A 13075-nucleotide genomic window follows, 5' to 3' on the forward strand; every position below is an offset into this window, starting at 1 on the left:
TCTCCGTCTGCTGGGAGGGGCGGGTCAGGGCAGCTGCTGGATGCGGAGCATGTTCCCGGCGGGATCCCGGAACGCACAGTCCCGTACACCGTACGGCTGATCGACCGGTTCCTGTACCACCTCGGCGCCGGCGGCCTGCATCCGCTCGAAGACGCCGTCGAGGTCCTTCGTCGCGAGGATGAGGCTCGCGTAGGTGCCCTTGGCCATCATCTCGGCGATCGTGCGGCGCTCCTCCTCGGTGACGCCGGGATCGGCGGCCGGCGGGTGCAGCACCACGGAGGTGCCCTCGCCGCCGGCGGGTCCGACGGTGATCCAGCGCATCGGGCCCTGCCCGACGTCGAGCCGGACCTCGAAGCCGACGGTGTCGCGGTAGAAGGCCAGCGAGGCCTCGGGGTCGTCGTGGGGGAGGAACGTCTGGTGGACGGTGATGTCCGTGCTGGTCATGGCGGTCACGCTAGGGACGGCGGGGGTGCCGGTGCTTCTCGATTCCTGACCGGTCGGGCGACCTGCTTGGCCACGCACGGCGGCAGCCCGGCGGTCACCCCGGCCCGCTCGCGGCGGTAGGCGCTCGGCGACATCCCGACCAGCTCGGTGAACCGCGTGCTGAACGTGCCCAGGGAGGAGCAGCCGACGGCGAAGCACACCTCCGTGACGCTGAGGTCGCCGCGCTCCAGCAGGGCCATCGCCCGCTCGATCCGGCGGGTCATCACGTAGGAGTACGGCGACTCGCCGTACGCGCGCTTGAACTCGCGGCCGAGGTGGCCGGCCGACATGTGCGCGCCGCGGGCGAGCGCCTCGACGTCCAGCGGCTGGGCGTACTCCCGGTCGATCCGGTCGCGCACGCGCCGCAGCCGCGCGAGGTCGCGCAACCGCTGCTCGGCCGGCGTGCTCGTCACGACCGCAGATCCTGCCGGGTCGGGACGACGGTGTCGGCTCCCGTCGCGTGGTCGCGGGATCGCCGCGGTGACACCGAGGACCACCCGATCTGCCGACACTCGCTCGGTGTCGATTGACAATCGATAGCTCTCTCGCGAGAGTCGGTGCATGTCCCGCATCCCCCGCGTCGTGCTGCCGCTGCGCGTCCTGCTCGGAGTCGTCTTCGCCGCCCTGCTCGCCGCGCAGGTGTGGGCGCTGCCCGAGGTCCTCCCCGACATCGCCGACCCGTCGCTGGAGCAGTCGGTGGTGCGGGTGGTCATGCTCGCCGCCTCGGTGCTCGGCCTGGCCTGCGTGCAGGTGGTGGTGGTGTGCACGTGGCGCCTGCTGACCCTCGTCGCCGACGACCGGATTTTCAGCGCCGACGCGCTGCCGTGGGTCGACGCGATCGTGCGGGCGGTCGCGGTCGGCGAGGCGCTGCTCGCCGCCGCCTTCGTCTGCTCCTACTACTTCGTCGTCGACGAGGTCAGCGACGGCCCGGCGCTGCCCGTCCTGCTGCTGGTGCTGCTGCTGATCGGGGCGGTGGTCGGGCTGCTCCTGGTGGTCATGCGCGCCCTGCTGCGGCACGCGACCACGCTGCGGACCGACATGGAGGCGGTCATCTGATGCCGATCGTCGTCCGCATCGACGTGGAGCTGGCCCGCCGCAAGATGAGCGTCGGCGAGTTCGCCGAGCGGGTCGGGCTGACCCCCGCGAACGTCGCCGTGCTGAAGAACGGCCGCGCCAAGGCCGTCCGCTTCAGCACCCTCGAGGCGATGTGCCGGGTGCTCGGCTGCCAGCCCGGCGACCTCCTCGAGTGGGTCCCCGACGAGCACGACGCCCCAGTGCCGGCGCCCGAGCCCACCCGATGACGCCGCAGCGGTCCGCCGACGTGCTCGTCGTCGGCGCCGGGCTCGCCGGCCTGCACACCGCCACCGTCCTGGCCCGCGGCGGGCACGAGGTGCTGCTGGCCGAACGCCGTCCCGGGCTCGCCGGGGCGATCCGCACCACGGGCATCTTCGTCCGCCGGACCCTCGACGACTTCCCCCTGCCGCCCGAGCACCTCGGGCCGCCGATCCGGCGGGTGGTGCTGTACCCGCCCGACCTCCGGCGGCCGGTGACCCTGGACAGCGACCGCGACGAGTTCCGCGTCGGGGACATGGGCCCGCTCTACCTCGCCGCGGCCCGCGAGGCGGCCGGCGCCGGGGTGCGGATCGCGCTGGGCACCCGCTACGCCGGCCGCCGCGACGGCGTCTCCCTGCTGGCCGGCCCGGACGGACCGCTGCGGGTGCGGGCCCGGTTCGTGGTCGGGGCGGACGGCGCCCGGTCGGCGGTGGCACGCGACCTCGGCCTCGACCGCAACCGCCGGCTCCTCGTCGGCGCGGAGCAGGTCTTCCCGGTGCCCGGGTCCGCCGGACCGCCCACGTTCCACTGCGTGCTCGACCCCTCGCTGGCCCCGGGCTACCTCGCCTGGGTCGTCGACGACGGCCGGCACGCCCACGTCGGCGTCGCCGGCTACGCCAGGCGGTTCCCCGACGGGCTGCGCGCGGCGCTGGACCGCTTCGCCGCGTCGGCGCCGGGCCGGCCCGCGCCGGCCGCACCCGGGGACGTCGAGCGGCGGGGCGGCCCGATCCCGGTCGGCGGGCTGCTGCGGCGGATCGCCTCCCCGGAGGGGCTGCTCGTCGGCGACGCCGCCGGCGCGGTCTCCCCGCTCACGGCCGGCGGCCTCGACCCGTGCCTGCGGCTGTCCGCGCACGCCGCCGCCGTCCTCGACGAGGCGCTGCGCACCGGCCGGCCCGACGCCCTGGCCGCCTACGACGGCGCCGCCCTGCGGGCGAGCTTCCGGGGCCGGCTGCTGCTGCGCCGGGGACTCGCCGGGGTCCGCACGCCGGCCGCCGCGTCGGCCGGCTTCGCGCTCCTGCGCACCCCTCTCGGGCGGGCCGCCGCGCGGCGCGTGCTGTTCGGGGACCGCTCCTTCCCCGACCCGGTCGCCCTGCCCGGCCGCGACATGCCGCGCCCGGGTGTGACCGCGCGGTCCTGAGCGCCTCCCCACGCTCCTGACCTCGCCGTATGTCGACATGACGGCGGGCCCGGCGCGGGGTCACCGGCCCGGGTGAGGACCTTCACAACGGTTGTGTTGCGGCGCCGTCCGCGGCGCGTCCGGCGGGCCTCCGGCGGGGGTCGCGGACCCCACCATTCCTCGTGTCAGCGGCACTTCCCCGGCCGCGACGGACGCCTCGAGGAGCACCCGCGTGAACGCGCCCCATGCACTGGCCACCCGCCCTCCGTCGCCCTCCGAGACGGACGAGCAGACGGGGCTGACGGCGCTGCTGGAACTGTTCTCGGCAGAGGAGGCGCCGGCCAGGACCACCGTGGCGGCGCCGCCCCGCCCCCGCCCGACCCTGCGGGAGTCGGGGGCCCGCCTGCTCGCCTGGACCCGCGCGTCGTCGCAGCGCGCGGCCGCGTGGGGCGCCGGCCCGGAGGGAGCCTGGCGTGCCTGGTGAGGAGGTCCTCCTGCTCTGGCCGGCGGTGACCCTGCTCGGCTTCCTGCTCCTGGCGGCCCTCGTGGTCGCGCTGGGCCGCGGCTCGACGGCGCAGTACGAGTTCGAGCGCAACGCCGTGCAGGCGCACCGGCAGCGGGCCGCCGCGCCGGTGGTGGCCGCCGCCGAGCCGGCGGCCGCGGTCGCCGCCGCGCCGCGTCCGGCCGAGGTGGCGCCCGTCGCGGTGGACGGCGCCGCGGAGGAGGCCCGCGCCGGGCAGACGGCGGTGGGGGGCTCACCCCCCCCCCCCGTCAAGCGGGGCGGGCCCCCGGCCCCCCCCCCGGCGTGGTGGCGGGGCCCCGCGCCCCCCCCCCCCCCCGGCGGCCACGCCGTCGCGGGCCCCTTCCCCGACCGGGTCGAGGCCGACTGGGCGCTGCTGGCGCACGGCCTGGCCGACACCACCCGCGTCGTCTACGGCTCCCAGCGGGTCGACGGCACGGTGGTCCGCCGGCAGCTGCCCACCGAGCGGGCCTGGCTGACCGACCTCGGCGACCAGCTCGACCGCCTGGGCGACGACTGGGACGAGCTCGTGTCGGACGACGACGCGCTCACCACGCTCGTGGTCGAGGTCGCCGCGGCGCTGGTCGAGGCCGGGCTGCCCCTGCACGACTGCGCCGGGCACGGTGCCGCCGGGGGCGTCTGCCTGAGCCCGGGCCCGGCCCTGGCCGGGGTGCTGGTCACCTGGCACCAGCACGACCGGATGAGCGTGCAGCGGGTACGCGGCGCGGCGATGGAGGCCGCCGTCCAGCGGACGATGAGCGCCGCCGTGGCCGAGCTGCTGCGCACCACGGGCTTCGAGGTCGAGCCCTTCGGGTCCAGCGGCTGCTGGATGGTCACGCCCGGTCCGCGGTGAGCGGGCGGCGACTCCCCGTGGCCGCCGCGCGAGGTCCGCGCGACGCGCCGGGAGCGGCCCCCGCCGGACGCCGGTCCGGTGGCGGCCCGGCTCCTACCTTTCGAACGGCCCACGGCGCCGGCTCCCGGCGACGTGCGGCACCGGCGCTCTCCCCGGCGTCGGGTCCAGCTCAGGAGTGGTGGTGCACAGCGTGAGTCGACTGCCTGTCAGCGGGATCGCCCTCGGCGGTGCGACGGCCCTGGGCTGGTGGCTCACCGAGGTCGAGGACGACGGCCGCGGCCCGGTCGTCGCCGGGCCCTTCCCCACCCGCGCCGAGGCCGGCTGGGCGGCCACCGAGCACGCGCCCGGCTCGGTGGAGACGGTGTACGGGGTCCGCCGTCCCGACGGGCGGGTGAAGCGCCGTCCCTCGCCGCAGGAGTGGGCGTGGCTGGCCTACCTCGGCGAGCAGCTGCAGCGCCTGCCGGCCGAGTGGGAGGAGGTCGTCGACGACGAGGACCCGCTGACCACGCTCGTCGTCGAGATCACCGCCGCGCTCGCCGAGGCCGGACTGCCGCTGCACGACGCCACCGGGGACGACGGCGCGCTCGGCGGCGCCTGCCTGGGCTGCCAGCCCGACCTCGACGGGATCGTGGTCACCTGGCGCCAGCACGAGCGGATGAGCGTCGACCAGGTGCACGGCGCCGCCGCGGACGCCGCGGTCGCGCAGGTCATGAACCGGGCGCTGGCCGACGTCCTCGCCGTCCGCGGGTTCGCCGTCGAGCCCTTCGGCGGCGGCAGCGGCCACGTCGTCCGCCGGGCGGTCTGAGCCCGCCCGCCCGTGCGGGCCCGGGCGGGTCCACCGGGGCTGCCTGTGCATGGTCATGCATAAGCGTGCATAATCAGGAGCATGTCCAAGGTCCTCAGTTCCCTGCCCGTCGGCGAGCGCGTCGGGATCGCCTTCTCCGGGGGGCTGGACACGTCGGTGGCCGTCGCCTGGATGCGTGACAAGGGCGCGGTGCCCTGCACGTACACCGCCGACCTCGGCCAGTACGACGAGCCGGACATCGCCTCGGTGCCCGGGCGCGCCGCGGCCTACGGCGCGGAGATCGCGCGCCTGGTGGACTGCCGGGCGGCGCTCGTCGAGGAGGGCCTGGCCGCGCTGACCTGCGGCGCCTTCCACATCCGCTCCGGCGGGCGGGCCTACTTCAACACCACGCCGCTGGGCCGCGCGGTCACCGGCACGCTGCTGGTGCGGGCGATGCTCGAGGACGACGTCCAGATCTGGGGCGACGGCTCGACGTTCAAGGGCAACGACATCGAGCGCTTCTACCGGTACGGCCTGCTGGCCAACCCGGGGCTGCGCGTCTACAAGCCGTGGCTGGACGCCGCCTTCGTCAGCGAGCTCGGCGGGCGCACCGAGATGTCGCAGTGGCTGGTCGCCCACGGGCTGCCCTACCGGGACAGCACCGAGAAGGCCTACTCCACCGACGCCAACATCTGGGGCGCCACGCACGAGGCCAAGCGGCTGGAGCACCTGGACACCGGGCTGGAGATCGTCGAGCCGATCATGGGCGTCCGGTTCTGGGACCCCGAGGTGGAGATCCCCACCGAGGACGTGACCATCGGCTTCGCGCAGGGCCGGCCGGTGACCGTCAACGGCAAGGAGTTCGACTCCGCCGTCGACCTGGTGCTCGAGGCCAACGCCATCGGCGGCCGGCACGGCCTGGGCATGTCCGACCAGATCGAGAACCGCATCATCGAGGCCAAGAGCCGCGGCATCTACGAGGCGCCGGGCATGGCCCTGCTGCACATCGCCTACGAGCGGCTGGTCAACGCCATCCACAACGAGGACACCCTCGCCACCTACCACTCCGAGGGCCGCCGGCTGGGCCGGCTGCTGTACGAGGGCCGCTGGCTGGACCCCCAGGCGCTCATGCTCCGGGAGTCGCTGCAGCGGTGGGTCGGCATGGCCGTCACCGGCGAGGTCACCCTGCGCCTGCGGCGGGGCGAGGACTACTCGGTCCTCGACACCGCCGGCCCGGCGTTCAGCTACCACCCGGACAAGCTCTCCATGGAGCGGACGGTGGACTCGGCCTTCGGCCCGACCGACCGGATCGGCCAGCTGACCATGCGCAACCTCGACATCGCCGACTCCCGCGCCAAGCTCGAGCAGTACGCCGGTCTCGGCATGGTCGGCACCGCGCAGCCGGCGCTGGTCGGCGCGGCGCAGGCGGCCTCCACCGGGCTGATCGGCGCCCTGTCCGAGGGCGGTGCCGAGACCATCGCCTCCCGCGGCGAGGTCTCGCCCGACGAGGAGCTGCTGGACCGCGCCGCCATGGAGTCGGGCACCGACTAGCGTCCGGGGCCGTGCCCACACTGACCCGCGAGGACGACGTCCTCGTCCTCGACCTCGGCGACGGCGAGAACCGCTTCACCCTCGACTGGCTCACCGAGGCCGAGCAGGCCCTCGACGAGGTCGAGGCGACCGACGGCGCGCGGGCGCTGGTGACCACCGCGAGCGGGCGGTTCTACTCCAACGGCCTCGACCTGGACTGGCTGCTGGCCCACCCCGCGGAGGGCCAGGGGTACGCCGCGCGCATCGAGGTGCTGCTCGCGCGGGTCCTCGCGGCGCCGCTGTACACGGTCGCGGCGCTGCCGGGGCACGCCTTCGGCGGCGGCGCGATGCTGGCGCTGGCCCACGACGCCCGGGTCATGCGCGCCGACCGCGGCTTCTGGTGCCTGCCCGAGGCCGCGCTCGGGCTGCCCTTCCAGCCGGGGATGGCCGCCCTCATCCAGGCGCGGCTGGCCCCGCAGGTCGCGCACGAGGCCATGACCACCGGGCGCCGCTACGGCGGCACCGAGGCCCGGGACGCCGCGATCGTCGACGCCGCCGTCGAGGAGACGGCGGTCCGGTCGACCGCGGTCGGGCTGGCCGCCGCCCAGGCCGGTCTCGCGGGCCCGGCGCTCGCCGGGATCAAGACGACGATGTACCGGCCGGTGCTGGCCGCGCTGCGGCGGGGGGACGCGGCGGCCTGACGCGTCAGCCGGCGGCCGCAGGAGCCGGCAGCCGCACCCCGGTCAGCCGGGACGCCCGCCGCACCAGGACGACGGCCGCGGCCGTGAACACCGCGCCGGTCACCGGCTGCAGCACCGACCCGATCGGCCCGGTGACGTAGTACAGCGGCAGCGACACCGCGTACACCAGGCCGGCGGCCCGGAGCGAGCGGTCCGCGGCGGCCAGCGCCCGGCCGACCAGGACGGCGCCGGCCGACCAGGCGAGCAGCGCCACGCCGACCGTCCCGAACAGCGCCGGGCCGTACACGTCGGAGTTCCACGCGACGGCCTCCTCGACGCCCGAGCGGTAGGCGCGGCCGATGGCGGGCTGGGCGAAGGCCGCCACGCCGAACACCGCCGTGCTGAGCACCTGCCCGGTGACGGTGAGCGCGGCGCCGGCCAGGGCAGCGCGGGGACGGGCCAGCCGGTCGGCCACCAGGGCGAGCAGCGCCAGCACGCCGACGATGCCGAGCGCGGCGCCGAAGATGCTGGCGACCAGGTGGCCGGCCAGGAACGGCCCGGTCGTCACGTAGGCGGCGTACCCGGGGAAGTCGTCGGAGTACGACGGCTGGTGGGTGACGGTGGAGACGGCGAGCAGCGCGCCGGAGACCGGCAGCGCCCAGGCGCCGGCGGTCAGCGCGCCGCGCACCTGGTCGGTGGACCGGGGTCGCACAGTTCCTCCCGGAGGGCGTGTGGGGGTCAGGGGACGGGGACGGCGGTGCCGGTCACCCGGATGCCGGCGGCGGGATCGGCCGGGACGTCGACGAGGAGCACGCCCGGGCGGCCCATGTCCTCGCCCTGCCGCACCGTGACGCGGGCCGGCAGCGGCACGTGACCGCCGGCGCGCAGGTAGCCGCCGAGCGCCGCGGCGGCCGCGCCGGTGGCCGGGTCCTCGACCACACCCCCGGGCGGGAACGGGTTGCGGGCGACGAAGACCGTCTCCGACTCGCGCCAGACCAGGGCGACCGTCGTCCAGCCGCGGGCGGCCATGAGGGCGTCGAGGGCCGGGTAGTCGTAGTCGAGGTCGGCCAGCCGGGCGCGGGTGGCGGCGGCCAGCACGGGGTGGCGGTTCCCGGCGGAGGACACCCGCGGGGGCAGGGCGGGGTCCAGGTCGGCGTCGGACCAGCGCAGCGCGGCCAGCAGCGCCGCGCGGTCGGCGTCCGGCAGCGCGACGGTCACCGGCGGCACGCTGGTGAGGGAGGCCTGCCAGGCGCCTCCCGCCGTCCGCCGGGTCACGACCTCGACGGGACCGGCGGCGGTGTCGAACACCCGCCGGCCCGGGCCCTCGCGCTCGGCGAGCACGACGGCGGCGGCGACGGTGGCGTGCCCGCAGAACGCCACCTCGGCCCGCGGGCTGAAGTAGCGGACGCCGACGTGACCGTCCGCACCCGGGACGAGGAAGGCCGTCTCCGAGTAGCCCACGCCCGCGGCCACCGCGAGCATCCGCTCGGCCGTCATGCCCCGGGCGTCGGGCACCACCCCGGCGGGGTTGCCGCCGGCCGGGTCGTCGGCGAAGGCGGCGTAGCGCAGCACCTCCGGGCACCCGGCCGGCGCCGGGCACGGGCCGGCGTGCCGGTCGTACTCCACCCAGTACTCCGTGACCCGGTCGTCGCGGACCCGGTAGACCGCCCGGCCGTGCTCCACGACCGGGTGCCGGCCGGTGCGGCGCTGGGTCCAGGTCGCCGCCACGTCCCCGGAGGGCAGCGGCGTGGTCTCCCAGTCGAACCGCCAGGGTCCGGACGCGGCGAGCATGACGCGCACGTGGTCGGCGTAGCCCGCCGGCGTGCGCTCGACGACGCCGTGCTCGGCCCCGGGCCGGCCCTGGTGGGCCAGGACCCGGGGCGCGAGCAGGTCGGTGGCGCGCTCGGGGGCGCGGCCCGAGCGGACGTCGCCGAGCAGGTCGCGGACGACGTCCTCGGCCGTCCGCCGGGCCGTCCGCATCAGAACTTCTTCGCCAGCTCGGCGGCGTCGGCGTGCGCCTGCACCCGGCCGGCGTCGGCGTCGGCCGTGGCGAGGTCCGGGCGGAAGAAGACCTCCTCGACGTCGGTGATCCCGGCCCACGCCAGCCAGTCCCGGAGGAACGGCGCCTGGAAGTCCGAGCCGAACGACGCCGGCCGCCCGGGGCCGTACACGGCGCTGGTGTAGACGACGGCGGCCTTCTTCCCGGTCAGCAGGCCGGTGTAGCCCTCCACCGGGTCGAACCCGAACACCATGCCGGGCTGGCTCACCACGTCGATGAACTGCTTGAGCACGTAGGGGACGCCGGCGTTCCACATCGGCACGGTGAACAGGTAGCGGTCGTAGGCGTCGAACCGGCGGAACGCCGCCTCGGCCCGCGCCCACGCGTCCCCGGCCGGTGTCTCGCCGGCGAACACCGCCATCTTCGCGGCCACGGCGTCCGGGCCGAAGGCGGGCAGGGTGCCGTCCCACAGGTCCCAGGTGTCGACCTCGGTCAGGGGGTTGGCCTCGCGGTAGGCGGCGAGGAACGTGCCGGCGATCGCCAGGGACTCGGAGCGGGAGCCGCGGGGCGAGGCGGACAGGTGCAGCAGGCGGGTCATGGGGGTCTCCTCGGTCGGAGCCGGGCGGGTGTCCGGCTGTCCACGACCCTCGGCCGCGCGCTGTCGCGCTCCTGACGCGTCGGTGTCGCGGCCCGTGTCAGGCCTCCGCGGACGGCGCGCGACCGTCCGGCGGTTCGGCGGGTTAGCGTTCGCTCCCCGTCCCGAGACCGAGGAGTGTCGTGTCCGTCCTCGTGCTGGGACCGCTCGAGGTGTGGCGCGACGGCCGCCTCCTGCCGGTCCGCCGCGGCCGTCCGCGGCGGCTGCTGCTCTCGTTGCTGCTGCAGCGCGGTGGCGCGGTGGCGCCCGAGACGCTGATCGACCGGCTGTGGGGCGACGAGCCGCCGGCCAACGCGGACAACGCCCTGCAGGTGCTGGTCTCCTACCTGCGCCGCAGCATCGGCGGTCCCGGCCTCGGCATCGAGCGGGGGACGGCCGGCTACCGGCTGCGGGTCGACCCGGACGACGTCGACATGACCCGCTTCGAGGCGCTCGTCCGGGAGGCCGCGGCGGCGGACCCGGCCGGGCGGCTGGCGGCCGCGACCGCGGCGCTCGCGCTGTGGCGCGGACCGGCGCTGAGCGAGGCGGCCGACGACCCCTTCGCCCAGGGGGACGTCGCCCGGCTGGAGGAGCTGCGCCTGCAGGCCGACGAGCTGCGCGCGGCCGCGCTGCTGGACCTGGGGCGGCACGGCGACGCGCTGCCCGACCTGGGGCAGCTCGTGCGCGCGCACCCGTTCCGGGAGCGGCTGCACGGCCAGTACGCCCTGGCGCTCTACCGGTCGGGCCGCCAGGCCGACGCCCTGCAGGTGCTGGACCGGGCCCGCACCGCCCTGGCCGAGCAGCTGGGCCTGGACCCCGGCCCGGAGCTCCAGGAGCTGGCGGGGCGGATCCTGCGCCAGGATCCCGGCCTGGCCGCCGCGCCCCCGGCCTCGCCGCCCGCCCCGCCCCTGCCGTCGCCGGAGGCGTCGCCCGCGCCCGTGCCGGCCGGGGTGCCGGCCGTGCTGACCCCGCTCATCGGCCGGGAGGCGGAGCTGGCCGGGGTGCGCTCGGCGCTGGCCGGCCACCGGCTGGTGACGCTGACCGGCCCGGGGGGTGCCGGGAAGACGCGCCTGGCGATCGAGGCCGGGGAGGGCTCCGCCGGTCCCGTCTGGTGGGCGGACCTGGCCCCGGTCACCGATGCCGCGGGGGTCGCCGCCGTCGTCGCCACGGCCGTCGGCACGGCGCTGGCCACCGACGAGGACCCGGCCGGCGTGCTGGCCCGGTGGATCGGCGACCGGCGCGCGCTGCTGGTGCTGGACACCTGCGAGCGGGTGCCCGAGCACGTGGCCCGCCTGGTCCTCACCCTGGCGCCGCGGTGCCCGGGACTGCGGGTGCTGGTGACGAGCCGTCGTCCGCTGGGCGTGCCGGGCGAGCTCGCCTGGCCGGTGCCGCCGCTGCCGGTCCCGGGCGCCGGGGCGGGCTTCGAGGAGGCCGCGGCCGCACCGGCGGTGCGGCTGTTCGTCGACCGCGCCGCGCGGGCCCGGCCCGGGTTCGCCCTGACCCCCGCGAACGCGGCGGACGTCGCCGCGGTGTGCCGGCTGCTCGACGGGCTCCCGCTCGCCGTCGAGCTGGCCGCGGGCCACGCCGCCGCGCTGAGCCCGGGCAAGACGGCGGCGCTGCTGACCGACCGGCTGCGGCTGGCCGGCGACGGGGGAGCCCGGCCGGCCCGGCACGCCGACCTGCGGGCCACCGTCGACTGGAGCGTCGGGCTGCTCACCGCCGACGAGGGCGCGTTCCTCGACCGCCTCTCCGTCTTCGCCGGCCCCTTCCCCGTGGAGGCCGCCGTCGAGGTGGCCGGCCCCGGGCTCGGGACCGACGGGCTGCAGCTCCTGCTCGGCCTCGTCCGGCAGAGCCTGGTGACCGCCACCGACGACGACCGCTTCCGGCTCCTGGACACCATCCGCGCCTACGCGGCCGAGCGGCTGGCCGGCCGGCCGGCCGACCTGCGCGCGGCGCGGGACCGGCACGCGCGCTGGCACGCCCAGTTCGCCGAGGAGGCCGACCGCGCCCTCCGGGGCGCCGTCGCCCAGGCGGGCTGGCTGGCCGACCTCCGCGTGGCCGCGCCCGACCTGCGGGCGGCCCTGCAGCACTGCCTCGGCCCGGAGGGCGACCAGCGCGCCCTCGGCGCGCGCCTGGCCTGGTCGCTGGCCTGGTTCTGGTCGTTCGAGGGCGCTTTCGCCGAGGCCCGCGGCTGGCTGGCGGCGGCCCTGGCGGCCGGCCCCCACGAGCCGCGCCTCGAGGCCCGGCTGCACCTGGCCGCCGGGATGCACGCCGAGTCGCTGGGCGACCTGGGGACCGCGCAGCGCGAGTGCGGCACGGCGCTGGCGGCCTTCGCCGAGCTCGGCGACGTCCGCGGGCAGGCGCGCTGCCTGCTGCACCTCGGCACGGTGCACTGGGCCCGCGGCCGGCTCCGCGAGGCGGCCGACGCCCAGGACCGGGCCGTCGCCCTCTTCCGCACCGAGGGTCACGACAGCGGCGCCGGCCTCGGGCTCGTCCAGCGGGCCCGCACGGCCCTGGAGCAGGGGGACGCGGAGGCGGCCGAGCAGCTGCTCGCCGACGCCCGGCACGTCCTCGACCGCACGGGGGACGAGCACCTGGTGGCGTTGTGCCGGGAGCAGCTCGCCCGCACCTGCCTCGCGCTCGGGCGCCCGGCGGAGGCGGCGGTGCTGGCCCGGGACTGCGCCGCGGCGTTCGCCGCGATCGGGTACCCGGAGGGTGTCGTGGCGGCGACGCTCACCCTCGGCCGGGCGGCGCTCGCGACGGGGGACGACGGCGCGGCACGGACCGCCGCCCTCACCGCGGTCCGGCGGGCCCGCGACCTCTCCCACGCCCCGGCCACCGCCGAGGGGCTCGAGCTGCTGGCCGCCGCCCTGGCCGCCGGCGACCCGGCCGCCGCCGCGGGACTGCTCGGCTGCGCGGACGCCGTCCGGGCCCGGGACCGGGTGCCGCGCACCCCGACGCAGGAGGACGCGGTCGGCCGGACGGCGGCCGGGCTCGCCGGGGCCCTCGGGGACGGGTACGCCGCTGCGGTGGCGGCAGGGGGGACGGCGTCGCCGGAGGTCCTCCTCGCGGCCGCCGGCGGACGTGTGAGGGCCACCACCGTGGGGTGAGTCCCGCTCAGGTCCGGAACGCCTCCGTCCGAT

14 protein-coding genes are annotated in these 13075 nt (G+C 77.3%); 9 read left to right on the forward strand and 5 right to left on the reverse strand.

Annotated elements, in window-relative coordinates:
• Positions 1 to 24: 24 nt before the first annotated feature.
• Both ACI8AX_RS16115 and ACI8AX_RS16120 read right to left on the reverse strand, forming a co-directional pair.
• A complete protein-coding gene (locus ACI8AX_RS16115; protein ID WP_456550844.1) occupies positions 25 to 444 on the reverse strand; it encodes a VOC family protein in 420 nt (139 codons plus the stop codon).
• Positions 445 to 449: 5 nt separating this feature from the next.
• Positions 450 to 896 (reverse strand): helix-turn-helix transcriptional regulator, encoded by a 447-nt coding sequence (locus ACI8AX_RS16120; RefSeq protein ID WP_456550845.1) that lies wholly within the window; start codon positions 894 to 896, stop codon positions 450 to 452.
• 148 nt (positions 897 to 1044) lie between these two features.
• On the opposite strand from ACI8AX_RS16120, the gene ACI8AX_RS16125 reads away from it, so the two are divergent.
• The 8 genes from ACI8AX_RS16125 to ACI8AX_RS16160 all read left to right on the forward strand — a co-directional run bounded on the left by ACI8AX_RS16125 (position 1045) and on the right by ACI8AX_RS16160 (position 7320).
• The gene (locus tag ACI8AX_RS16125) at positions 1045 to 1539 is read left to right on the forward strand and encodes a DUF2975 domain-containing protein (RefSeq protein ID WP_456550846.1); all 495 of its coding nucleotides are present in this window, start codon (positions 1045 to 1047) and stop codon (positions 1537 to 1539) included.
• Positions 1539 to 1784 (forward strand): helix-turn-helix domain-containing protein, encoded by a 246-nt coding sequence (locus ACI8AX_RS16130; RefSeq protein ID WP_456550847.1) that lies wholly within the window; start codon positions 1539 to 1541, stop codon positions 1782 to 1784. Before ACI8AX_RS16125 ends, ACI8AX_RS16130 begins: the two co-directional genes overlap by 1 nt.
• Positions 1781 to 2953, forward strand: coding sequence for an FAD-dependent oxidoreductase (locus tag ACI8AX_RS16135; protein WP_456550848.1), 1173 nt, complete (start codon positions 1781 to 1783; stop codon positions 2951 to 2953). Before ACI8AX_RS16130 ends, ACI8AX_RS16135 begins: the two co-directional genes overlap by 4 nt.
• A gap of 211 nt (positions 2954 to 3164) precedes the next feature.
• Positions 3165 to 3416, forward strand: a complete 252-nt coding sequence (locus ACI8AX_RS16140; RefSeq protein WP_456550849.1) for a hypothetical protein — start codon at positions 3165 to 3167, stop codon at positions 3414 to 3416.
• The gene (locus ACI8AX_RS16145; protein ID WP_456550850.1) at positions 3406 to 4305 is read left to right on the forward strand and encodes a hypothetical protein; all 900 of its coding nucleotides are present in this window, start codon (positions 3406 to 3408) and stop codon (positions 4303 to 4305) included. The genes ACI8AX_RS16140 and ACI8AX_RS16145 overlap by 11 nt, the downstream gene beginning before the upstream one ends.
• A gap of 190 nt (positions 4306 to 4495) precedes the next feature.
• Positions 4496 to 5110, forward strand: a complete 615-nt coding sequence (locus ACI8AX_RS16150; RefSeq protein WP_456550851.1) for a hypothetical protein — start codon at positions 4496 to 4498, stop codon at positions 5108 to 5110.
• An 81-nt stretch (positions 5111 to 5191) separates the two neighbouring features.
• Positions 5192 to 6640 (forward strand): argininosuccinate synthase, encoded by a 1449-nt coding sequence (argG, locus tag ACI8AX_RS16155; protein WP_456550852.1) that lies wholly within the window; start codon positions 5192 to 5194, stop codon positions 6638 to 6640.
• Positions 6641 to 6651: 11 nt separating this feature from the next.
• Positions 6652 to 7320: an enoyl-CoA hydratase/isomerase family protein gene (locus ACI8AX_RS16160; protein ID WP_456550853.1), complete on the forward strand. Its 669-nt coding sequence runs from the start codon at positions 6652 to 6654 to the stop codon at positions 7318 to 7320.
• A gap of 4 nt (positions 7321 to 7324) precedes the next feature.
• On the opposite strand, the gene ACI8AX_RS16165 is transcribed toward ACI8AX_RS16160, so the two are convergent.
• From ACI8AX_RS16165 to ACI8AX_RS16175, 3 genes are read right to left on the reverse strand one after another with little or no spacing between them, the layout of a single operon-like run.
• Entirely contained in the window at positions 7325 to 8011 is a 687-nt protein-coding gene (locus tag ACI8AX_RS16165) for a hypothetical protein (protein ID WP_456550854.1), read from the reverse strand.
• A gap of 26 nt (positions 8012 to 8037) precedes the next feature.
• The gene (locus ACI8AX_RS16170) at positions 8038 to 9279 is read right to left on the reverse strand and encodes a PhzF family phenazine biosynthesis isomerase (protein ID WP_456550855.1); all 1242 of its coding nucleotides are present in this window, start codon (positions 9277 to 9279) and stop codon (positions 8038 to 8040) included.
• Complete coding sequence (locus tag ACI8AX_RS16175; RefSeq protein ID WP_456550856.1) at positions 9279 to 9896, reverse strand: FMN-dependent NADH-azoreductase; 618 nt, start codon at positions 9894 to 9896, stop codon at positions 9279 to 9281. Before ACI8AX_RS16175 ends, ACI8AX_RS16170 begins: the two co-directional genes overlap by 1 nt.
• Before the next feature lie 179 nt (positions 9897 to 10075).
• Between ACI8AX_RS16175 and ACI8AX_RS16180 the strand changes: the two genes are divergently transcribed.
• Positions 10076 to 13042, forward strand: a complete 2967-nt coding sequence (locus ACI8AX_RS16180; RefSeq protein ID WP_456550857.1) for an AfsR/SARP family transcriptional regulator — start codon at positions 10076 to 10078, stop codon at positions 13040 to 13042.
• The last annotated feature ends 33 nt before the right edge of the window (positions 13043 to 13075 follow it).

The sequence above is a fragment of the Blastococcus sp. SYSU D00813 genome (assembly GCF_054050735.1).

Bases quoted from the DNA above. Each gene is read 5' to 3' on its own strand.
- ACI8AX_RS16130 (WP_456550847.1), top strand. From the start codon at position 1,539: ATGCCGATCGTCGTCCGCATCGACGTGGAGCTGGCCCGCCGCAAGATG.
- ACI8AX_RS16115 (WP_456550844.1), bottom strand. From the start codon at position 444: ATGACCAGCACGGACATCACCGTCCACCAGACGTTCCTCCCCCACGAC.
- ACI8AX_RS16135 (WP_456550848.1), top strand. From the start codon at position 1,781: ATGACGCCGCAGCGGTCCGCCGACGTGCTCGTCGTCGGCGCCGGGCTC.
- ACI8AX_RS16170 (WP_456550855.1), bottom strand. From the start codon at position 9,279: ATGCGGACGGCCCGGCGGACGGCCGAGGACGTCGTCCGCGACCTGCTC.
- ACI8AX_RS16125 (WP_456550846.1), top strand. From the start codon at position 1,045: ATGTCCCGCATCCCCCGCGTCGTGCTGCCGCTGCGCGTCCTGCTCGGA.
- argG (WP_456550852.1), top strand. From the start codon at position 5,192: ATGTCCAAGGTCCTCAGTTCCCTGCCCGTCGGCGAGCGCGTCGGGATC.
- ACI8AX_RS16175 (WP_456550856.1), bottom strand. From the start codon at position 9,896: ATGACCCGCCTGCTGCACCTGTCCGCCTCGCCCCGCGGCTCCCGCTCC.